Origin of the sequence: Kribbella sp. NPDC050124, assembly GCF_044460355.1 — a bacterium.
Taxonomy (GTDB): Bacteria; Actinomycetota; Actinomycetes; order Propionibacteriales; family Kribbellaceae; genus Kribbella.
Genome location: NZ_JBITJU010000007.1, coordinates 293038 through 314548 on the forward strand (window position 1 = coordinate 293038; position 21511 = coordinate 314548).

Annotated in this window: 20 protein-coding genes and 1 pseudogene; 3 read left to right on the forward strand and 18 right to left on the reverse strand. The window is 69.5% G+C overall.

The genetic code is table 11. The features are described from left to right. Positions 1–9: 9 nt before the first annotated feature. From ACIBL3_RS19500 to ACIBL3_RS19520, 5 genes are read right to left on the reverse strand one after another with little or no spacing between them, the layout of a single operon-like run. Positions 10–837, reverse strand: coding sequence for an HpcH/HpaI aldolase/citrate lyase family protein (locus tag ACIBL3_RS19500; protein ID WP_396354811.1), 828 nt, complete (start codon positions 835–837; stop codon positions 10–12). Beyond that, complete coding sequence (locus ACIBL3_RS19505) at positions 838–2025, reverse strand: CaiB/BaiF CoA transferase family protein (RefSeq protein ID WP_396354812.1); 1188 nt, start codon at positions 2023–2025, stop codon at positions 838–840. Next, the gene (locus ACIBL3_RS19510) at positions 2022–4010 is read right to left on the reverse strand and encodes an SUMF1/EgtB/PvdO family nonheme iron enzyme (protein ID WP_396354813.1); all 1989 of its coding nucleotides are present in this window, start codon (positions 4008–4010) and stop codon (positions 2022–2024) included. Before ACIBL3_RS19510 ends, ACIBL3_RS19505 begins: the two co-directional genes overlap by 4 nt. Beyond that, on the reverse strand, positions 4007–4909 hold the full coding sequence (locus ACIBL3_RS19515; protein ID WP_396354814.1) for a ribokinase: 903 nt from the start codon (positions 4907–4909) through the stop codon (positions 4007–4009). The genes ACIBL3_RS19510 and ACIBL3_RS19515 overlap by 4 nt, the downstream gene beginning before the upstream one ends. Continuing rightward, positions 4899–6191 carry an ADP-ribosylglycohydrolase family protein gene (locus tag ACIBL3_RS19520; protein WP_396354815.1) on the reverse strand — a complete coding sequence of 431 codons (1293 nt, stop codon included), beginning with the start codon at positions 6189–6191 and terminating at the stop codon, positions 4899–4901. Before ACIBL3_RS19520 ends, ACIBL3_RS19515 begins: the two co-directional genes overlap by 11 nt. Before the next feature lie 80 nt (positions 6192–6271). Here ACIBL3_RS19520 and ACIBL3_RS19525 point away from each other — a divergent pair, with 80 nt between their 5' ends. The 3 genes and pseudogenes from ACIBL3_RS19525 (at position 6272) to ACIBL3_RS19535 (ending at position 8659) form a co-directional block, all read left to right on the forward strand. Beyond that, positions 6272–6763, forward strand: a complete 492-nt coding sequence (locus ACIBL3_RS19525; RefSeq protein WP_396354816.1) for an alkaline phosphatase D family protein — start codon at positions 6272–6274, stop codon at positions 6761–6763. Positions 6764–6775: 12 nt separating this feature from the next. Beyond that, positions 6776–7834 (forward strand): annotated as a pseudogene (locus tag ACIBL3_RS19530) (alkaline phosphatase D family protein); the annotation flags it as partial. 12 nt (positions 7835–7846) lie between these two features. Further along, positions 7847–8659: a discoidin domain-containing protein gene (locus ACIBL3_RS19535; RefSeq protein WP_396354817.1), complete on the forward strand. Its 813-nt coding sequence runs from the start codon at positions 7847–7849 to the stop codon at positions 8657–8659. Between the two features lie 3 nt (positions 8660–8662). Here ACIBL3_RS19535 and ACIBL3_RS19540 read toward each other — a convergent pair whose 3' ends face one another. The 13 genes from ACIBL3_RS19540 to ACIBL3_RS19600 form a co-directional block, all read right to left on the reverse strand. Next, the gene (locus ACIBL3_RS19540) at positions 8663–9796 is read right to left on the reverse strand and encodes an ADP-ribosylglycohydrolase family protein (protein WP_396354818.1); all 1134 of its coding nucleotides are present in this window, start codon (positions 9794–9796) and stop codon (positions 8663–8665) included. Continuing rightward, a complete protein-coding gene (locus ACIBL3_RS19545; protein ID WP_396354819.1) occupies positions 9796–11082 on the reverse strand; it encodes an ABC transporter substrate-binding protein in 1287 nt (428 codons plus the stop codon). Before ACIBL3_RS19545 ends, ACIBL3_RS19540 begins: the two co-directional genes overlap by 1 nt. 20 nt (positions 11083–11102) lie before the next feature. Further along, positions 11103–11936 carry a carbohydrate ABC transporter permease gene (locus ACIBL3_RS19550; RefSeq protein ID WP_396354820.1) on the reverse strand — a complete coding sequence of 278 codons (834 nt, stop codon included), beginning with the start codon at positions 11934–11936 and terminating at the stop codon, positions 11103–11105. Beyond that, positions 11933–12856 carry a carbohydrate ABC transporter permease gene (locus ACIBL3_RS19555; RefSeq protein ID WP_396354821.1) on the reverse strand — a complete coding sequence of 308 codons (924 nt, stop codon included), beginning with the start codon at positions 12854–12856 and terminating at the stop codon, positions 11933–11935. The genes ACIBL3_RS19550 and ACIBL3_RS19555 overlap by 4 nt, the downstream gene beginning before the upstream one ends. Beyond that, positions 12853–13842, reverse strand: a complete 990-nt coding sequence (locus ACIBL3_RS19560; protein WP_396354822.1) for a LacI family DNA-binding transcriptional regulator — start codon at positions 13840–13842, stop codon at positions 12853–12855. Before ACIBL3_RS19560 ends, ACIBL3_RS19555 begins: the two co-directional genes overlap by 4 nt. Positions 13843–13989: 147 nt before the next feature. Next, positions 13990–14892, reverse strand: coding sequence for a zinc metalloprotease (locus ACIBL3_RS19565; protein ID WP_396354823.1), 903 nt, complete (start codon positions 14890–14892; stop codon positions 13990–13992). A 77-nt stretch (positions 14893–14969) separates the two neighbouring features. Then, entirely contained in the window at positions 14970–15920 is a 951-nt protein-coding gene (locus ACIBL3_RS19570) for a potassium channel family protein (protein ID WP_396354868.1), read from the reverse strand. Next, on the reverse strand, positions 15892–17007 hold the full coding sequence (locus ACIBL3_RS19575) for a GNAT family N-acetyltransferase (RefSeq protein WP_396354824.1): 1116 nt from the start codon (positions 17005–17007) through the stop codon (positions 15892–15894). The genes ACIBL3_RS19570 and ACIBL3_RS19575 overlap by 29 nt, the downstream gene beginning before the upstream one ends. 89 nt (positions 17008–17096) lie before the next feature. Then, complete coding sequence (locus tag ACIBL3_RS19580) at positions 17097–17501, reverse strand: hypothetical protein (RefSeq protein WP_396354825.1); 405 nt, start codon at positions 17499–17501, stop codon at positions 17097–17099. Between the two features lie 37 nt (positions 17502–17538). Next, a complete protein-coding gene (locus ACIBL3_RS19585) occupies positions 17539–18594 on the reverse strand; it encodes a LacI family DNA-binding transcriptional regulator (protein ID WP_396354826.1) in 1056 nt (351 codons plus the stop codon). A gap of 9 nt (positions 18595–18603) precedes the next feature. After that, positions 18604–19725 carry a glycoside hydrolase family 172 protein gene (locus tag ACIBL3_RS19590; protein WP_396354827.1) on the reverse strand — a complete coding sequence of 374 codons (1122 nt, stop codon included), beginning with the start codon at positions 19723–19725 and terminating at the stop codon, positions 18604–18606. A 33-nt stretch (positions 19726–19758) separates the two neighbouring features. After that, the gene (locus tag ACIBL3_RS19595; RefSeq protein ID WP_396354828.1) at positions 19759–20598 is read right to left on the reverse strand and encodes a carbohydrate ABC transporter permease; all 840 of its coding nucleotides are present in this window, start codon (positions 20596–20598) and stop codon (positions 19759–19761) included. Continuing rightward, positions 20595–21485 carry a carbohydrate ABC transporter permease gene (locus tag ACIBL3_RS19600; protein ID WP_396354829.1) on the reverse strand — a complete coding sequence of 297 codons (891 nt, stop codon included), beginning with the start codon at positions 21483–21485 and terminating at the stop codon, positions 20595–20597. The genes ACIBL3_RS19595 and ACIBL3_RS19600 overlap by 4 nt, the downstream gene beginning before the upstream one ends. Positions 21486–21511: the final 26 nt, after the last annotated feature.

Consider the following 21511-nt stretch of genomic DNA (forward strand, 5'->3'; position numbering starts at 1 on the left):
CCTACGACCTTAGCTCTGCCTCGACTCGATCTCTTGCATGAGGGTGCTCACCTCGCGGGCGCGCCCCACCATGGCGGGGTCGACCATCCGGCCGTCGGGCAGGACGATCACGCCGCCGGTCGACACCCCGGCCTTCTCGACGGCGGTGAGCAGGGCCTCGGCCTCGGTCACCTGTACGGCGGTGGGCGTGAAGCACTCGACGATCGGGGCGAGCTGCCGCGGATGGATCGCCGTACGCCCGACGAAGCCGAGCGCGCGGCCTTCCAGCGACGTCTGCCGCAGGCCGTCGAGATCGTTCACGTGCGGGTAGACCGACATCATCGGCGCCCCCAGCCCGGCGGCTCGGGAGGCGGCGACCAGCCGGCCGCGAGCCCACGCGAGACCGGCGGGACCGTCCACGCCGAGCGAGCTCTGCAGGTCTGCCTCGCCCAGCGCGATGGAGGTCACCCGCGGATCGGCCGTCGCGATCTCGAACGCCTTCTCCAGCCCGAGCGGCGACTCGATCAGCGGGGTGATCCTTGCCGACGGCACCTGTTCCAGCACGGCGTGCACGTCGGCCGCGCTCTCCACCTTCGGCAGCCGGATCCGGATCCGCGGTACGGCGGCCACCGCGGCCAGGTCGTCCTCGATCCACGGCGTCCCCGGCGCGTTCACCCGGACCTCCACAGGCCCCGAGGCGTGCGCGGCGATCCAGGCCACCGCCCAACCGCGTGCGTCCACCTTGTCGTCGACCGGTACGGCGTCCTCCAGGTCGAACACCACCACATCGGGTCCCGCGGCAACCGCCTTCGCGAACCGGTCGGGGCGGTTCGCCGGGACGTAGAGCGCAGTGAGCACCTAGACCACGCCGGCTTCACGCAGGGCCGCGAGCTGTTCGGGCGTCACGCCGATCTCGGCGAGCACCTCGTCGGTGTTCGCGCCGTGCGGCCGCCCGGCCCAGCGGATCGACCCCGGCGACTCCGACAGCCGGAACAACACGTTCTGCATCTGCACCGGTCCCCCCAGTTCCTCGTCGTCCACGGCAACGATCGTCTGCAGCGCGGCGTACTGCGGATCGGCCATGATGCCGCGGATGTCGTGCACCGGCCCGACCGCGGCCTCGGCCTTCTCGAACTCCGCCATCACCTCGTCCAGCGGCCGCTGGGCGATCCACGACCCGACCGCGTCGTCGAGCTCGTCGGCGTGCTGCGCGCGCTCCCGTCCGGTGGCGAACCACGGCTGCGCGACCAGATCCGGCCGTCCCACCAGCGTCACCACCCGCTCGGCGATGCTCTGCGAACTGGTCGACACCGCGACCCACCGGCCGTCCGCCGTCCGGTAGACGTTGCGCGGCGCGTTGTTCGACGACCGGTTCCCCAGCCGCGGCTGCACGTACCCGGTCTGCTGGTACGCCGTGATCCCGCCGCCGAGCATCATCAGGATCGGCTCGATGATCGCCATGTCGATCACCTGCCCCTGACCCGACCGGTCCCGCTCCCGCAGCGCGACCATCACGGCGTACGCCGTCGCCAGCGCCGTGATCCCGTCCGCGAGCCCGAACGGCGGCAGCGTCGGCGGACCGTCCGGCTCCCCCGTCACCGCCGCGAACCCGCTCATCGCCTCGGCCAGCGACCCGAACCCGGGCCGGCCCGACCACGGCCCGACCTGCCCGAACGCCGTCACCCGCGCGATCACGAGCCGCGGGTTCGCCTCGAGCAGCACGTCCGGACCCAGCCCCCAGCGTTCCAGCGTCCCGGGCCGGAAGTTCTCGATCAGTACGTCGTTCCGCCGCACCAGGTCGAGGAACACCTCCTGACCACGGGACAGGTCGAGCGTCGCCAGCCGCTTGTTCCGGCCGAGCGTCTTGAACCACAACCCGACGCCGTCCTTCGACGCGCCGTGCGTCCGCGCCGCATCCGGCCGCGCCGGGTGCTCGATCTTCGTGACCTCAGCCCCGAAGTCCCCCAAGAACGTCGCCGCCAGCGGCCCCGCGAACAACGTCGCCGCCTCCAGCACCTTCACACCATCAAGCGGAACAGTCCTCATCCTGAAATCCTGAAACCGATGGTCTCGGAGCGGTCGAGACCACCACCGGTCAGCACCAGCTTGAAGCTCACCTCGGGGCCCTTCGGACCGCCGTCGGCGTACCAGTCGGAGCCCTCGGCAACATAGTGCGACCCGCCCTTGAGAATGCAGAACCGGCTGCGACCGTCCCGGTGCTCGCTCTCGGTCAGGTTCCACACCAGTGGCTCGGCCCGCGTGAACCCGTCCAGCCCGGCGGCGACCTGCCACTCGTCCTCGGTCGGCAACCGCCCGCCGCGCCAGTCCGCGTAGGCGCGCGCGTCGGGCAGGTCGACGTACGTGACCGGCTGGGCCTCGGTCCCAGGCACCGGAGCGCCGTCCACCCAGTGCTTGAGGAAACGGTTCGGGATCCGCGGCCGGTAGCCGGTCGCGGCCAGGAACTCGGCGAAGTCGCGGTTGGTCACCTCGGACACCGCGACCGAAATACCGCTGAGCGTCACCGAGCGGCTGACGGTCTGGATGTCATGCAGTCGTGGCGGAAGCGGCTTCCACTCCTCCACGTACGGCGCTTGGTCGTACAACCCGGTCTCCCGGCGCCGATGCCGGACGATGAGCTCCAACTCCCCCGCCGGTACGACGACCGCCGGCCCGATCTCCGCGTCGCCGGAAACCTCCGGGACCGGCTGACGCTCGGCCGGCGCCATCGGGAACGCGGAGTCCTTGAGGTGTGGCCGCGGCAGCGTGCCGAGCCGTCGTGCGGTGGCCCGGCAGCTCGGTCCCGCGGTCGCGCCGACCCGGACGATCCCGGTGACGCCGCGCCCCGGCACGATCAGGTGGACGCCGTCGTCGTCGGCGGTGATCGGCACCCCGGACGTCACGTCGTACCAGTCGCCGACCTGGTCCTCCGAGCGCAGCACGATGCCCTCGAAGTCCTCCTCGTCGCGGTTGATCAGCGTCCAGAAGGTGATGTCGGCCAGGTCCCAGCGGGAGCCGTAGATGCCGTGGTCCCGCGCCTTGTCCGGCACCTCCGGCGTGAGCTGGATCCAGTCGCCGTTCAGCAGCACCGGCGCGAACGCCCGCTGCGCGGCGACCATCCGGCGCAGCGTGGCCCGGTCGCGCGCGTTCCAGCCGACCCAGGCCGAGAACACCGACTCCCAGACCAGCATGCCGACACCGTTCACCCAGGCGGACTGCAGCTCGTCGCTGTGGTCGCGGTTCCAGCGCCGGGTGTGGTGCATCATGTGCCGGCGCTCGAACAGGTGCGCCCGCAGCACGCCGGGCGCCCGGGTGTCGGCGAACCACTGCGCCCAGGACAGCGCGTGGTCCCCGATCCTTGCCATCGGCAACCGGGATTCGCCTTCCAGGGCGATCGACGGGTTCGCCCTGCGCAGCGCGCGGGTGAGCTTCGGGTCGCCCTCCTTCAGGGTGTCCAGGAAGACGCCGTCGACGGCGTACTCGCTGACCAGCGCGGCGAACTCGTCGGCGTCCGGGCGCGCGGCCCGGCGGGTGCCGACGTCCCACGGGTTGTAGTCGAAGAACACCTTCAGCCCGAGCCGGTGCAGGTCGTCGACCAGCTCGCGCAGCTTCGGCACGTCGCGGTAGAAGTCGAACTGGTTGCGCGAGTCGATCCCGATCACCGGGTAGGCGTGCCACAGCACGATCGCGTCGTACCCGCCGAAGTCGTCGACGCCGTGCTGGACGAACTTGTCCGGCGTGAACTTCCCGGTCCGGACGTCGTACAGCTGGTCGTCCCAGAGCCAGACGAGCGCCACCGAGTACGCCGTCTGGGTCCACTCCCGACCTGGTTCCTCGTAGTGGGTGCCGTCGTACGGCGTCCGGTCGTACGCCCCGATCAACCACTCGGCGAGCTTGCCGCGCCACCGCGGCAGGTCGGCCGGGTCCTCCGGCGCGCCGAGGATCTTGGCGTCGTCGAGGTAGGCCAGGTCGGCCCGGAGCCCCAGATCGACCCTGGCGGGCAGATCGATGGGCCGCGGCTCGAGCGGATTCACAGGTACACCTCCGCATAACGCGCGTCGATTGCATCCCCGTGAGGCACCGAGGGAATCGCCCCCGCAGCCTGAACACTCAGTGAAGCAGCAACGTTAGCGCGTCGGACAGCATTCGTCAGGTCGCTTGCCGTGATCGCATCGGTGGTTGACACGGCAGCCAATGTTGCCGCGAGCACACCGCAGAACGTGTCCCCCGCGGCCGTGGTGTCGACCACGTCGACCGGGACCCCGGGGACGGCGATCTCGTCCCCGCCGCGGGTCAGGATCACCGCGCCGGCGCCGCCCAGCGTGACCACCGCAGCCGGCACCCGCTTCAGCAGCGCGGACCGGTCGGAGCCGGCGATCAGCTCGGCCTCGGTCTCGTTCACCACCAGCAGGTCGACGCCGGCGAGCAGCTCGTCGGACAGCTCGGCCGCCGGGGCGGCGTTGAGGATGAAGTACGAGCTCGTCGCGGCCGCCGCCTGCACGGTCGGGAACGGGATCTCCAGTTGGGAAAGAACGATTTTCGCTCTGCCGACGGCCGCGCTCGCGACGTCCGTCAGGGTCAGCTCGCCGTTCGCGCCCGGCGCGACCACGATCGAGTTCTCCCCGGAGTCGTCGACCGTGATGATCGCCGTCCCGGTCGGGGCGGTGCTCGACGGCGTGATCAGCGACAGGTCGACACCGGAGCCGGACAGCGCGTCCCGCAGAAGCTCACCGGCATCATCGACGCCGAGTGAGGCAACGATTGCAGTTCGTGCACCCGCCCGCGCCGCCGCGACCGCCTGGTTCGCCCCCTTGCCGCCGGGGCCACGGGTCATCGCCCCCGCGAGCACGGTTTCGCCGGGGCGTGGGATCCGCTGGACCGGAAGCACCAAGTCCACGTTCGCGCTGCCGACGACAACCACGTCAGACTCCACCCCGCGACACCTCCACAGTCCTCGCAGCCAGCTCGTCGATCGCGACCTGGTTCATTCCCGGCAGGCTTGTGGCCACCCGGTTGTCCAGTGGTGCAGACCACTCTGCCGGAACCCCGCGTACGGCGCCAAACACCGCACCGACCGTGGCGCCGACCGAGTCGGTGTCCCACCCACCCATGACCGCACGACCCACCGCATCACCGAAGTCGGCGGCGGTCAGCGCGTACGCCGTCAGCGCCGTGTTGTTCACCGCGTGCACCCAGTGCAGGTCGCCGTACTCGGCGTGCAGCGCGTCGAGCGCCTCGTCCAGACCGGCGTCCGCGAGGCCCAGCCCGAAGCGGACAGCTTGTGCGATTGCGCCGTCGGCGGCGATCACGTCGAGCCCGGCGACAGCTACCTCACGCGGGTCGTCCAGGACCATCGCGGCTGCTGACATTGCAGCGACCCACAGGGCGCCGTCGACGCCTGCGCCGGTGTGGCTCAACCGGGCGTCCACGAGCGCCAGCCGGGCGGCCGCCGTACGGTCGCCGGGATGCGCCCAGCCGTAGGCGTCGGTCCGGATCTGGGCGCCGATCCACTCCCGGAACGGGTTGCCGACCACCGCAGCCCGCGCGGGCTCGACGCCCTCGAGAAGGTTGCGGTAGGCAACGCGCTCGGCGGTGAACACCCGGCCCGCGGGCAGATCGTTCAGCCAGGCCAGCGCCACGTCCTCGGTGGTCAGCGCGGAGCCGTGCCGCTCGAGCAGCTGCAGCGCGAGGATGGCGAAGTTCAGGTCGTCGTCCTCGGGCATCCCATCGATGTTCTCGCGCAGGCTGGTCGGCTTCGAGCGCTTGTTCCACGGCCAGCGCTGCTGCACCTCGTCCGGTACGCCGATCGCGGTGATGTACTGCGTCAGCGGCCACTGACCTGAGCTCTCGAGGATCTCCCGGATCCCCTCCCGCGGGATCTTCTCGACCACCTTGCCGAGCAGGTTCCCGGCGGCTCGGCCGAGCCACGCATTCAGGACCCGGGACTCGTCCGGCTTGCCGAGCACGGGCAGGTCGGGGACCTCCGGTTCCGGCCAGCCGGTCCATCGGCGGTCGAGCTCGTCCATCAGCTCGCGCGCCAGCGACCGGAGCTCCGGCGACGCAGGTTCGTCCGAGGCGCCCGAGGGCGGGGCGTGCGTCGTCCCGCCGGCCGCGAGCCAGCGCTCCTCGACGTCGGTGACGTCAACCCCCTCGGCTCGCGATTGGACCAGTTGATGCGGCAGCAGGTCTTCGGGCTGCACCCAGGTCACTCTCATCGGGCTCCTTCCTTCCCCTGTTGCAGCAGGCGAAACGCACCGCTGGTTCGCCGTCTCACGACTGCCTGATACTCCGTCACATGCCCGCCCGCCGTAGCTTTCTGACCGCGACCGGCGCCGCCGCCGCACTCGCCCTCACCGGCGACCTTCCCGGTCTTGGACCAGTAGGAATACCGCATCGCACCGACAACCGGCCGCTCTTCACCCTGGGCGTCGCGTCGGGCGACCCGCTGCCGGACGCCGTGGTGATCTGGACGCGCCTCGCACCAGGTCCGCTGGAGCCGTTCGGCGGGATGGACGACCGCCCGGTGAACGTCGACTGGGAGGTCGCCGAGGACGAGACGTTCCGCAGAGTGGTACGACGTGGCACCGCGCACGCCCGGCCTGAGTACGCCCACACAGTGCACGTCGACGTACGTGGTCTGCGTCCGTGGCGGCACTACTTCTACCGCTTCCGCGCCAAGGGTCAGCTCAGTCCGGTCGGCCGTACGCGGACCGCGCCCGCGCCGCAGGACCAGCCCGCGGTGACGCTGGCAGTCGCGTCGTGCCAGGCGATCTACGACGGCTACTAAACGGCGTACCAGGACGTCGTACGGCGGGACCACGACGTGGTGCTGTTCCTCGGCGACTACATCTACGAGGTCGGCGTCGGTCCGACCGCCGGTGTCCGCAACCAGGCGGTGCCGGTCGACTTCGCCGGCGAGATCTTCACGCTGGACGAGTACCGGGCGCGCTATGCGCTGCACCGGACCGACCCCGACCTGCAGGCAGCGCATGCCGCGGCGCCGTGGGTGGTGACACTCGACGACCACGAGGTCGAGGGCAACTGGGCCGACTACGTCTCCGAGGACGGCCTGCCGCACGACGAGTTCCTGGTACGGCGTGCCAACGGCTTCCGCGCGTACTGGGAACACATGCCGCTGCGCCTCGACCAGTCCGCCGACGGACCGTCCATCCGTCTCCATCGCCATCTCCGCTACGGCCGCACCGCGGACCTGGGTGTCCTGGACACGCGGCAGTTCCGCGACGACCAGACCGGAACCGGCGGCTGGCTGCCACCGGACGTCGTGTCCACGGACCCGTCCCGGACGATCACCGGCGACGCGCAGGAACGCTGGCTGCTCGACACGCTCGGTCGCTCCAGCAGCCGGTGGAACGTGGTCGCCCAGCAGGTCGCGATGGCTCAGCTCGACCGCAAGACCGGGCCGGACCTCGAGCTGCCGATGGACACCTGGAGCGGGTACGCCGCCTCGCGCGACCGGGTGCTGTCCGGAGTCCGCGACCGGCGCGTGCGCAACTTCGTCGTACTGACCGGCGACCTGCATCGCAGCGTCGCGTCCGACCTCCGGGTGAACTTCGCCGACCCGGCGACTCCCGCGGTCGGCAGCGAGTTCGTCACCACGTCGATCTCGTCCGGCAAGGACGGTGTCGACGCAGATGCCACCGGCCGTGCGCTGCTCGCGGAGAACCCGCACGTCAAGTTCCAGAACGTCCAGCGCGGCTACCTCAGCTGCCGGCTGGACCGCAACCAGTGGACGTCGGAATTCCGCATCGTCGACCGGGTCACCACTCCCGGCGGCACCGCGTCCACCCGAGCCACCCTGGTCGTCGAGGACGGCCGTCCCGGAACCCACCTGGCCTGAACGGACCCCGTCATGAACCGCGCCGCCCTGCTCCTTCTCCTGGTCCCGGCAGCCGCAGTTGCCGTGAGCAACAACAACAACAACGTCGAGATCAGCGCCACCCCACCACCGGTCGAGGTGGTCCCGCTGCCGTGCTTCCCGTCCGGCAAGCTCACCCTCGGCATGACCAACACCGGCAGCAAGCCGACCATCGCCGACATGCGGATCAGCAGCGACCCGGAGCTGACGCTGTCCCGCCACCAGTTCTCCAGCTACCTGCCTGTCGACCAACTGGTCAAGGCGCCGCTCGAGATCACCATCCCGCGTGACACCGCGCCCGCGATGTACGACGTGAACCTCAGCGTCGGCCGGAAACACCTGCGCGTCCCCGTGACCGTCCAGCCCGTGCCTCAGCGCGACAACCTGCTCCTCGGCGAGCAGGCCGTCGCATCGTCCACGCACGGCAACATGAGGCTGTGCGGCGGCGTCGACGGCAACGCCGACTCGGAGCAGTGGGGTGCCAGCGGCTGGCACGACGCCAACAAGGGTGCCTTCCCCGACACGTACGGCGTCGACTTCATCCAGCCCACAACCGTCGGCCGAGTCGTCCTGCAGACGCTGGACTCGGCCCGCTACCCCGCGGCCGTGATGGGCATCCGCGACTTCGACATCCAGGTCCGCACCGCAGGCACCTGGACGATGGTCGGCGAGGTGCGCGGCAACGTGCAGGGTCGCGTGACCGTGACGTTCCCGCCGCAGACCGTCGATGCGGTCCAGCTCGTCAGCCACGACTCCAACGACCACGGATACTCGCGGATCGTGGAGCTGGAGGCGTTTGCCAACTGACATTCAAACCAGCGCGTCCAACGCGGCCGTCCGCCGGGCCCAGCGCTCGGCGTCGGCCGCGCGGATGTCCTCCGCCACCGACGCCATCACCCGTCCGGGGCGCTCCAGATCCGTCTTGCTCGCCTCGGCGACGTCGGTCGCCCAGTCCGCCGGCACACCGGCCAGTCCGTTCAGCGCACCCGTGATCGCACCGGCCATGGACGCGATCGAGTCCGCGTCCCGGCCGTAGTTCGTGCCGCCGAGGACAGCCCGCCGTACGTCGCCACCGGAGACCAGCACGAATCCGAGCGCGACCGGAAGCTCCTCGATCGCCTTCGTCCGGCTCGGCCGGCGGGCGTCCAGGGACTGGTCCCGGTAGTCCGGCCCGACCGTGTCGAACGGCTCGATCGCCTTGCGCAGCAGCGGAATCGCCTGCTCCCAGTCGATGATCCCGTCCGCTGCGTCGGCCACCGCCTCGACGGCCCTCCGAGTGCCGTCCTTGGCCAGGCTCAGCGCGGCGTCCACGGCCGACGCCGCAGTGGCGTCCGTGGCCATCGCGGCGGCGACGGCGGCCGCGAACACGCCGGCCGCCTCCCGCCCGTAACTCGACTGGTGGGCGCCGGCCAGGTCGATCGCCTCGGCGTAGGCGCCCTCGGGGTCGCCCGCGTTCGCGATCCCGACCGGCGCCATGTACATCGCCGCACCACAGTTCACGATGTTGCCGACCCCGGCCTCCCGCGGGTCGACGTGCCCGTAGTGCAACCGGGTGACCAGCCACTTCTCGGCCAGGAACACCCGGTGCAGCAGCAGCGCGTCGGCCTCCAGCTCGGGCACCCAGCGGCGCCCGTTCAGCATCTTCGGCACCAGCAGGTCCGCGATCGCGTACGCGTCCAGGTGCGTCCGGCGCTCGTCGTACACCTCGACCAGCGCGTGCGTCATCAAGGTGTCGTCGGTGATGTGCCCGTCGCCCTTGTGGTACGGCGCGATCGGGCGGGCTGTCCGCCAGTCGTCGTACCAGGGTCCGACGATGCCGGTCACCCAGCCGCCGTGCCGCTCCCGGATCGCGTCGGGGGTCCAGCCCTCGACGGCGCCACCGATCGCGTCACCGACCGCGGCGCCGACGAGGACCCCAGTTGCTTTCTCTTCCAGCAAGGACATCAGCTGTTGACCTGACCCCATCCGTCACTCAGTTTCTTGCCCAGCGTCTGCAGATCGGTCTTGTTCGCCAGGTACTCCTGCAGCGCCGGCGTCGCGATCTGGTCCTTCCACTTCGGGTAGTTCTCCACGCTCTGGAACGGCGCCTTGGTCAGCTCGTTGCCACTGGCCAGCGTCTGCTCCCAGCCGTTCTGGCCGCCGGTCGCCGTCAGGATCGCGTCCCGGGCCGCCTGCGTAGTCGGGATCAGCCAATCGCCCTGGCCGACCGCGGCCAGGTTCTCGGCCTTCATGAAGTAGTCGATGAACTTCGCGGACTGCTCGATGTGCTTGCCCTCGGCCGGCACCGACAGCGTCTGCGGGTTCGCCGCCTGCTTGGTGCCGGTGCCCTTCAGCGGCGGCAGCACCTCCCACTGGAAGCCCTTCGGCGCCTGCTCGAGCAGCTGCTGGGCCGCGTAGTTGCCGCCGACAACCATCGCGTACTTGCCGGCGAAGAAGCCCGGCAGTACGTCGGAACCGCTCTGGGTCAGCGAGGTCGGCTCGATCGACTTGTCGGTGTAGGCCATCGCGTGGATCCGCTTCGGCACCTCGAGCTCGGCGTCGCCGATCTTCGCCTTCGCGTCCCGGCCCGAGCCCTCGAAGAACTGCGCGTCGAAGTTCATGCCCAGGTTCAGCACGGTCGCGGTCGGGCTCTTCAGGCCCCAGCCGAGGCCGTACTTGCCGCCGGCGGTCAGCTTCTTGGCGTCCGCCTGCAGCTGGTCCCAGCTCAGCGAGTCACCGGTCGTCGCGATCCCGGCCTGCTTCAGCAACGCGGAGTTGCCGAACACGACGTACGACTGCAGCAGCGTCGGCGCCGCGACGATCTTGCCGTCGCCGGTCTTCACCGAATCCCAGACACCCTGCGGCACGGCGTCCTTCGTCTCCTGACTCAGGTACGGCGTCAGGTCGGCCAGGTACCCCTGGTTCGCGAAGCCGGTGATGTCGGCGGACTCGTCGTGGATGATGTCCGGCGCCGTACCGCCCTGGAACTGGGTGACCAGCTGGTCGTGTACCGAGTCCCAGCTGCCCTGGACGTACTCGACCTGGATGTTCGGGTTGGCGGCGTTCCAGTCCGCGACGATCTTCTTGGTCGCGGTGACGGTGGTCTTCTGGAAGGCCAGGCTCTGGAACTTCAGCGTCACCTTCTCGTTCGACGCCCCGGAGTCCCCGGAGCTGTCGTCGCTGTTGCCACCACAGGCCGCGAGCGTCACCAGCGCGCCGGCCGCCAGGAGGGCGGTTACTGCTTTTCTCATTGCATCTCCTCAGGGGATTTCTAACCCTTGACAGCGCCGCTCAGCAGGCCGGAAGTCAACCGGCGCTGCAAGAAGGCGAAGAACACCAAGCTGGGCACAGTGGCCAGGACGGACGCGGCCGCAAGTGGTCCGAACTGGACCTGACCCTCGGCGCCCACGAAGCGGGCGAGGACCAGCGGCAGCGTCTTGAGCTCCGGGTCCTGCAGCAGGACCAGAGCGAAGAAGAACTCGTTCCACGCCGAGATGAAGGTGAACATCGCGGTCGCGATCAGGCCGGGCCGCAGCAGCGGCATCACGATCGACACGATCGTGCGCAGCCGACTGGCCCCGTCGACCGAGGCCGCCTCCTCCAGCTCCCGCGGCACGGCGGCGACGTACCCCTGCAACATCCACAACGCGAACGGCAGCGACCAGACCATGTAGACGATCACCACGCCGGGGATCGTGTTGGTCAGGTGCAGCGGCCGCAGGATCATGAACAGCGGGATCACGATCAGGATCACCGGGAACACCTGGCTGACCAGGATCCAGCCGTTGGTGAGCGGCCGCAGCCGGCTGCGGAACCGGGCCAGCGCGTACGCGACCGGCAACGACACGATCAGCACCAGGATCGTGCTCAGCACCGAGATCTGCAGGCTGTTGCCCATCGACCGGACCAGGCCCTGCTCCTCGAGCGCGCCGGTGTAGTTGGAGAAGTCGACGTTCTTCGGGAGCAGCGACGGCGTGATGCTCGCGAACTCCTGCGGCGACTTCAGCGAGCTGGAGATCAGCCAGAGCAGCGGGAAGCCGAGGAAGACCAGGTAGCAGGCGACGGCGACGTACTGCAGGAACCGGGCGGCTGGACGTGTTCTCATGCCTGGCTCCGCAGCCGGTTCCGCAGGTAGAAGGCGAGGAACACGATGATGATCACGACCATCACGTCGCCCATTGCCGCGGCCATCCCGAAGTTCCCGTACCGGAACGCCTCGTTGTAGGCGAACAGCATCGGCAGCATCGTCTTGCCGCCCGGACCGCCGGCGGTCAGCACGTAGACCAGGCCGAACGAGTTGAAGTTCCAGATCATGTCCAGGCTGGTGATGGCCACGATCACCGTCTTCAGCTGCGGCAGCGTGATGTTCCAGAACTGGCTCCACGCGCTCGCGCCGTCCACCGCGGCCGCCTCGTACAGCGAGCGGTCGATGCCTTGCAGGCCGGCCAGCAGGGTCACCGTGGTCATCGGCATGCCGACCCAGATCCCGACCACGATCACGGCCGGCAGCGCCGTACTGAAGTCGCCGAGGAAGTTGATCGGCTGGTCGGTGAGGTGCAGGGTCTGCAGCACCTCGTTGACCGGGCCGTTGGTCGGGTGCAGCAGCAACCGCCACATGATCGCCACGACCACCGGCGGCATCGCCCACGGGATCAGCGCGAGCGTTCTTGCGACGCCGCGGAATTTGATGTTCGTGTTGAGCAGCAGCGCGAGGCCGAGCGCGGCGACGAACTGCAGGATCGTGACCGACAGGGTCCAGATGATGCCGATCCGGAACGACGACCAGAACAGGTCGTTCTGCAGCAGCTTGCCGAAGTTCTCGAAGCCGATGAAGTTCGTCTCGACGTTCAGTCCGGCCCGGGCGTCGGTGAAACCGAGCGCGATCCCGCGAACCAGCGGATACACGCTGAGCAGCAGCACCGGCAGCAACGCCGGCAAAAGCAGGAAGATCGCCTCGTGGTTCTGCTTGGGCCGGCTCGTCTTCTGGACCGGAGTAGGCGGCGGCGCCGTCACTGTCGCGGTCATGGCGTCGACCTCCGCACATTCAAGGTCGGCTGTACGACGATCCGTCGGGGCGTCCGGCTACTGTCCTCGATCCGCGCCAGCAGCAACTCCGCCGCCCGCCGCCCCCGCTCCGCCGACCCCAGATTCACACTCGTCAACGGCGGAAAACTCTGCTCAGCCAACTCACTGTCATCCATCCCCACCACAGCCACGTCCCCGGGCACGCTCAGCCCCACAGCCGCAAGCTCATGCATGAGCCCAACGGCCAGCAGGTCATTCGCACAGATCACCGCGTCCTGCCCGCCGGCGGCCAGCAGTTCGGGTGCTGCGGCACGGCCGGCGGCGAAGGTGAAGTCGGCCGCCTCGGCGACTGCGGCTGGTTGCAGACCGTGCGCCCGAAGGGCATCGGCGAAGCCCTTGGCTCGGGCTTCACCGGGGACTGTGTCGGCAGGGCCGTTCAGGAAAGCGATGCGGGTGCGACCCCGCGCGACGAGGTGCTCGACGGCCAGGGCGATGCCTTTGGGTGAGTTGGCTCGGACTGTGTCGACGCCGGCTTTGGCGGGGACGTTTCCGGCGACCACCACCGGGACCTCGCACTCGCGGATCGACTTGATCAGGTCTTCGTCGACGCGGAGCGGGCTGATGACCAGGCCGTCGGCGTACCCGCGTGCCATCCCGCGGACCAGCGCGACCTCGTCCACCACGTCCGGGCCGGTCGTGGTCACCACCAGGCGGTAGCCGGCCGCCGAGACGACCTCCTCGACCGCCCGCATCATCGTCACGTACACCGGGTTGCCGACGTCCGCGACGGCCAGCGTGAGCTGGAACGTCCGGCCGACCTTGAGCGACCGGGCCCGCGCGTCCGGCACGTACCCGAGCTCCTCGACCACCCGCTGCACCCGCTCGACCATCTCCTCGGTGGCCGGCAGCCCGTTCAGCACGCGCGACACCGACGCCACCGAGACCCCGGCTGCCCGGGCCACCCCAGCGATCGTCGGACGGCTCACGCCCGCCTCCTGTAATCGTTCTTGTAATCGTTTACAGATCAGACCCTAGGACGCCCCACCCAGAACCGTCAACACCGGGGAACGTCCGGCCACAAGCGAAACCGGACCGTGACCGTTCAGGTCACGATCCGGTTCGCCGGTGTGTGCCTAGGCCCGGTAGAGGAGCCAGGCGTCGGCCATTCGCTGGGACTGGCCGGGGGTGAATTCGGTGTAGCAGGAGTCGTAGGAGTAGTCCATGTAGTTGTGGATCGGGTCGAGTCCGGGGGCCTTGCAGGTGTCCTTGCCTGCGGGGCAACCGGAGGTCGGGGTCTTCTGCGCCGGGGTGTCGTCCACGTAGTCGCCGTGGGCGCTGCAGCCGCCGTAGAAGGTGTGCTCGAGGTTCAGCCAGTGGCCGACCTCGTGCGTCCCGGTCTCACCCTGGTCGTAGCGGCCCTCGTACGTCGTCGACGTACCCAGCATGGACTCCCAGTCGACTACGACACCGTCGAGGTAGGCCTGCCCGGGCTTCGTCACGATGTCCGGCAGGTACGCCCAGCCGAGATAGGCACCCGCTGTCGTCGAGTAGAAGTTCAGGTCGCCCGGTCCGCCGGTGTGCAGGGCCCGCTTCATGCTGTGCTCGTTCGTGCCGCCCGGGTTCGCGTAGAACCAGGCCGCGTTGTCGGTCCGCGTCACGCCGGCCAACCGGAAGCTGAAGCCGCTGTTGTCGCCGCCTTCGCCACCCGCGAAAGTGTTGTTCAGCACGTTGATCTGCGCGTTGATCTGCGCCATGGTCAAGGCGCCGATCGACCCGTCGGTGACCACGTGGAAGTACACCGGCACGGTGGCCCGGAATCCCGGCCCGGCCTGCCCCTTCGCCGACGCCGGCAGGTCCTTGGCCACCTGGCCGAGGTCCGGCTCGCGGGCTGGACCGCCACGCGCCTGGACGTCGCCCTGGTCACAACCGATGACCCACTCGTTACCTTCGGCAACCACCTGACTCTGCGCCGCGGTCGTTCCCGACCCCACCATCAGCGCCGCGGCGACCACGCTGAGCGTCTTTCTCCACCGCACAATGCCTCACCACCTCTGTACTGGAGCCACCCCCGCCAGTACAGAGGTAAGCACTCGGCGGTCGAGAGCGGAAGGGCTCACTCGTCCTCTTCGTCGGCGCCGGGCCGCTCGGCCCACGGGGTCTCCTTGGCCGGGCGGACCACGATGAGTTTGTCGCCGGCGGCAAGGACCGAGACGCTGGAGTCGTAGTACCGGTGCACTCGGCCGTCCCGGACCACCGAGACCACCCGGTCCGGTACTGCGGACGGGGGCTTGCCGACCTCGCGGCCGAGCACCGGCCGTTCGGCGACCTCGAGACCCTCGCCGTACGTGAGCAGGTCCTCCATCACCTCGCCCAGGTTCGGGCTGACCGCGGACAGGCCGAGCAGCCGCCCGACCGCCTCGGACGAGGTGACGACCGCGTCGGCGCCGGACTGCCGCAGCAGCGGGACGTTGTCCTCCTCGCGCACCGCGACCACGATGTGCGCCTCCGGGTTGAGTTGCCGAACCGCCAGCGTGACCAGGACTGCCGCGTCGTCGCGGTCGGTGGTGACGATCACCTCGCGGGCCCTCATCACCTCGGCCCGGCGCAGCACCGTCCGGTTCGTGGCGTCCCCGTGGAACGCGGCCATCTGGTCGTTGCCCGCGTCACCGATCGCCTGCGCGCGCGGGTCGATCACCACGATGTTCTCGCGCTTCACCCCGTTGCTGATCAGCGTCTGAACGGCAGACCGGCCCTTGGTGCCGTAGCCGACGACGACGGTGTGGTCCTTCATGCGCTTCCTCCAGCGGGTGTCGCGCATGATGCGGCGACCCTCGGTTGCCAGGACTTCCAGTGTCGTGCCGACCAGGACCACCAGGAAGGCGATCCGCAGCGGGGTGACGATGAAGGCGTTGATCAACCGCGCCGTCGGGGTCACCGGCGTGATGTCGCCGTACCCGGTGGTGGTGAGGGTTACGGTCGCGTAGTAGATCGCGTCGATGACTCCGACGCTGCCGTCGTAGCTGTCCTTGTACCCGTCACGGTCGACCACCACGATCAGCACCATCACGGCCAGCAGCCCCAGCGCCACCAGAAAGCGGAGGAACAGCTGAAAGAGCGGCGAGCGCGTGCTCGCGGGCAGATTGACCAGCAGACCGTGTTGGGAGCGACCTAGGGGAAGGGGTGGCACGAGTCCGACGATATTGCACCGGCGGCCGATCCACCGCATTGGACAGGCTCTGGTCGGACAGTGCGACAGTCACCATCAAACTGTCGCCGTCCTGTACGACGCGGGATCGCATCCGCAGCCGCTCGAGGGTGCGCAGCATCGCGTGGTTCTCCGGCTGCACCATGCAGACGACCCGGTCGGCTCCCAGCCCCCGCGCCTCGACGACGAGCCGGCGCAGCAACTGCTGACCCAGGCCCTGTCCTTGCCAGCCGTCCTCGACGAGTACGGCGACCTCCATCGTCGTACTGCCTAGCTCCTCCCACGGCGCGGCCGTCGCCATCCCGACGACCGCGTCACCGATGGCCGCCACGATCGAGATCCCGCCGGCGGGGGCGGACAGGTGCCGCGCGGTCCGGTTGGTCAGCTTCGGCATCGGCACGTGGTAGCGCCGGGTGCGGCTCTCGTACGAGCACCGCTCGTGCATGGCCACGACGGCCTCGGCGTCCTCGACGGACGCCCTCCGCAACTCCGGGACCCCACTCCCCGGCCGCGGTCCCTCGACCACGGTCCCCTCGAACCGCTCGGCCAGCCGGCCGGCGATCTCCACGAGGACGTCGGCCCGCGCCCACTCGGCCGGGGTGTACTCGTCGAACCCCTGCAGGTTGCCCAGCTCCTCGTCGACCGACACCGGGTCGTCGATCAGCCGCAGTACGGCGCGCAGGTAGCGGGTCGGCCCATCACTCAGTACGTCGGCCTGGCACGGACGGACCGTCGTCCGCGAGCAGCCGGCCTCGGCGACCAGTGCGGTCAGGTCGTCCGCGGTCCAGCCGACGCTGGTCGAGACCACCAGCTCGTCGACGGCGCCGGACTCGGCGGTGAACACTTCCAGGCTCAGGATGTTGATGTCGTCCGCACCACACCGTGCAGCGAGTTCGGCCAGCGCACCGGGCCGGTCGGCGAGTTCGGTCCTGATCTTCCAGAGCATGCGGACGCCCTCCCTCGTGGAAACGTCCTTCCACTGTCCGTCACGCCTGTTGCCCGGCCGGGTCCGGAATGTTACGCCCGCGTCAACCTTCAGCGCCGCCGCATCTTGGGCAGCCGCGGTCCGATCCTGGGCTGGCGCGCCGCCGCCAGCACCACCGCAGGCTCCCGCTTGTCCAGGTCGGCGTGCCGGAGCAGCTCCGGGTAGGTGTTCGCCGGCACCGCCGGGTACGTCGTGACGATCGCGTCCCCACTGAACACGAAGAAGATCGCCTGCCCGTCCCGGATGACCTTCAGCAAGGACCCGTCGCGCACGGTGAGCGCGTGCTCGACCGCCTTCTTCCGCGCAGCCCGTTTCGCCAGCGCCGCCTGCAGCGCCTGCTGAGCGGGCTCACGTCCGTGCCTGAACGCCTCGACCGCGAGCGGCCCGTACCGCACGCTGTACTTGACCAGGTTCTTGGCCAACCGCCCGCGCTTGTCCCCAGGAACACCTGCCATGTCTCCGAGCGTACTGACCGCGACGGCCACCCAAGTCCTACTGACGCGGCCGGGCCACCGAGTCACGCAGTACGACGGGACACGGCAGCCAGGTCGGATGTGTCGAGCGGTACCAGGACGTGCTGCTGCTCTGGACCTGCCGCGTCAACGTGGCGACCGCCCAGGCTCCCATCTCGTAGTGCGGTAAAGCGACCGTCGTCAGCGCCGGGTAGACGCTGGCCGCGATCGGCGCCTGGTCGTCGAACCCGACGATCGACACGTCGTCGGGCACGCGCAGCCCGAGCTCCTGCGCGGCCCGGTACGCGCCCATCGCCATCCGGTCGTTGTAGCAGAAGATCGCGGTCGGCCGGTCGGCGCGATCGAGCAGCTCCCGGCAGGCCGTGTAGCCGCCAGCCGCCTCCGACTCGCCCGCCGCGATCAGCCGGTCGTCCCGCAGGATGCCGGCCGCCTCGAGGCCCCGCAAGTACCCGACCAGTCGGCCCTGGGTCGCCGGCACCTCGATGCTCGAGTTCGCGAAAGCGATCCGCCGATGCCCCGACGAGACCAGCAGCGCCACCAGGTCGGCAGCTCCGCTCGCCTCGTCGGGCAGCACAGCCGGTACGACGCCTTGCCGGTCCAGAGCACCTATCAACACCGCGGGCACGGCCCGCAACTCGTGCGGCACGGACACCTCGTGGTGGAACACGGTGGCGTAGATGATCCCGTCGACCTGCCGCTCGATCAGCGCCCGGGCGTCGGCGCGACGGGCGGCCGCGCCGGCGTCCAGGTGCGAGTTGATGATCGCGAGCGTGAGGTTGTGGCGGCTCGCCTCCTCCTGCGCGCCGAGGATGATCCGGCCGGCGTGCGGGGTGGTGGCGATCTCCTCGGTCAGCAGGCCGATCATGTCCGAGGCCCGGGTCCGCAGGCCGCGGGCGAGCCGGTTCGGGGTGTACCCGAGGTCACGCGCGACCGATCGCACCCGCTCCCGGGTCGCCTCGCTGGTCCGCGTGTTCGGCGTCTCGTTCAGCACGTGCGACACGGTCGTCACGGAGACGCCGGCGACGCGCGCGACGTCCCGGATCCCGACCTTGCGGACCTCGTCCGGATCAGCCATGGACCGGCCTCACTCGTCCCAGAGTCCGTGCTCCGGCCAGCGTCGCGGCAGCCGCTCCTCGACCGGTGGGAGCTCGGCGTGCGGCGCGTGCTCGCCCACCTGGTACCAGTAGGCGACGCTCGAGTAGTCGTTGCCCTGGTCGTTCGCGTGCCCGTGCTCGATCGACACCCGCAGGCTCTTCTCGAACCGCACCGGGTCCTCGATGTGCCAGCGGAACATGCTCCACAACCCGAAGTGCTCCTGCGGGCTGGCCCCGAGCGTGATGCCGTGGTACGGACCGGCGTACTCGCCGCTCGGGAACCCCCAGGCCGCGCCGAAGTAGTCCTCGGTCCCGGTCCCGTGCAGGGATGGCGGCCAGACCTCTCCGTCGATGAAGAACATGTCGTCGCCCTCCCCCGGCCAGGTGAACACCTGGTTGGAGGCGTCGAAGTTGTCGATGCTCAGCACGCAGCCAACGTAGTGCCCCTTGCCGGTCGCATCGAGGACCACATAGTTGTCGTCGCCGGTCACATTCGTCCCCGGCAGGTCCCACGGAGCCGGGTTCTCCAGGTCGGTGGCGTGGCGTACGGCGGTCGTCGGCTTCTCCTGCCGGTAGTAGGCGTGGAACCGGCCGACGTCGTCCGGAATCGGTTCGTCGGTCAGCTCGTAGTCGACGTAGTAGAAGAGGTTCTCGATCGGCTGGTCGCTCTCGTTGCGGAGCTGGATCCGCGCACGGCTGCCGAACGGCATCGGGAAGTAGCTGTTCATCGCGGCCGCGAACGGTCCCTTCGGACCACGCCGTGGACCGAAGACGGCGTTCAGCGGCAGCGAGATGTAGTGCTTGGCGACCGCGTGCCCGACGCCGAAGAAGTCACCGAGCGGCGCCCGCACGCTGGGGTTGTCCTCGCCGTCCCAGAACATCTCGATCACCAGCTTGCGCAGGTACTTCTCCGAGTAGCAGCGGGTGGTCAGCCAGATGTGCTCGATCCGTCCGGAACCCTCGATGTCGGCGATCACGAACGCCTCGCCGGCCGGCACGACCTGGAAGTCGCGGTTGCCGCCGCTGCGGTCCCAGCTCGACTCGCGCCGCGACCGGCCGGACTTGACGTGGGCCAGGCCGCCGAGCGGGCTGTTGGGTTGCCAGAACTCCATAGTGTGTGTCCATTCGCTTTCTGTGGAAGGGTTTCAGCCCTTGACCGCGCCGAGGGTCAGCCCGGCGACGATGTGCCGCTGGAGGGCGAGGGTGAGCAGGATGACGGGGACCGAGTAGACCGCGGCCAGCGCGGTCATCCCGCCCCAGTCGAGGCCGAACTGGGTCTGGAAGTTCGCGATCACGATCGGTGTGGTCTGGGCCCGGATCGAGGTCAGCAGCAGCGCGTACAGAAACTCGTTCCAGGACGCCAGGAACGCGAAGATGGCGGTCACCGCGAGCCCGCCGGACACCACCGGCAGGACGACGTGCCACAGCGCCTGGAGCCGGCCGCTGCCGTCGACCTTCGCGGCCTCCTCGAGCTCGCCGGGCACTGCCTCGAAGAAGCTCGACATCAGCCAGATCGACAACGGCAGCGAGATCGTGGTGTGCGCGATCGCGAGCCCGATCGAGGTGTCCGAGATCCTCAGCGTGCGCATCGTCTCGACCAACGGCGCGCCCACCGCGATCGTCGGCACCATCCGGGTGACCAGCGCCGCGATCACGAACACCCGTCCGCTCGGCGTCCGGTACCGCGTGATCGCGTACGCCGCGGGCACACCGAGCACCAGTGAAAGGACGGTGCTGAGAACGGCCGTCACGAGGCTGTTGATCAGCGCCGGTACGACGCCCTCCCTGCCGAGCGCGGCGACGTAGTTGTCCAGCGTCCACTGCGACGGCAACACCTTCGGCGGTACGGCGATCGCGTCGAGCGGCGCCTTGAACGACGTCAGCAGGAGGTAGACGAAAGGGAATCCGTAGAGCACGAGGGCAGCGGCCAGCGCACCCCAGAGCAGGACACGGGTGGAGCGTCGGCGCGACTCGAGACCGTTCATGACTGCTCGCCTCCCGGCCGCCAGATGGCCAGGATCGCCACTGCTGCGACCACAAGCATCGCGATCAGGTACACCGTCCCCATCGCGCTGGCCAGGCCCGGATCGCCGTTCCGTGTCATGGTGCGATAGATGAGCAGGCTGAGTGTCGTCGTACTCTCCTGCGGCCCGCCGTTGGTCTGGATCAAGATGATGTCGAACGCCCGCGCGGCGTCGATCCCGCGGACCACGAGCGCGACCGCGATCACCGGCCGGAGCAGCGGCAGGATGATCCGGAACAGCAGCGTCGGGAACCGCACCCCGTCGATCCGGGCGGCCTCGATCACGTCGCCCGGGATGTTCTGCAGGCCGGCGAACAGCACCAGCGTGACGAACGAGGTGGTCAGCCAGATGTCCGGCAGCGCGACCGAGAACAGCGCGATGTCCGGGTCGCTCAGCCAGCCGATCCGGTCGGTGCTGGGCAGCACGCCGGCCCGGCGCAGCAGTTCGTTCAGGATGCCGAAGTTGTCGATCAGCAAGAAGCGCCACAACAGGCCGGCGACCACCGGCGCAACCATCAGCGGGTAGAGGAAGACGGTACGGAACACCGTCGACCGGCTGCCCAGCGCCGAGAAGGTCAGCGCCACCGCGACTCCGAAGACGAACTCGAGCGCGACCACGACGACCGTGTAGACGACCGTGCGCAGCGAAGCGCCCTGGAACGCCGGCGAGCTCAGCGCCGTGGCGAAGTTGTCGAAGCCGACGAACCTGCGCGGTCCGCCGGCGATCGGCGAGATTTCGTAGAACGCGTTCGTGACGAACCTGACCAAGGGCCACGCCACGAAGGCGAGCAGGAACAACGCGGCCGGCGCGGTGAGAACGAGCGCGAACCGGCGGTCGGTGCGACGCACAAGCGGACCCTTCGGAGTCGGCGGCG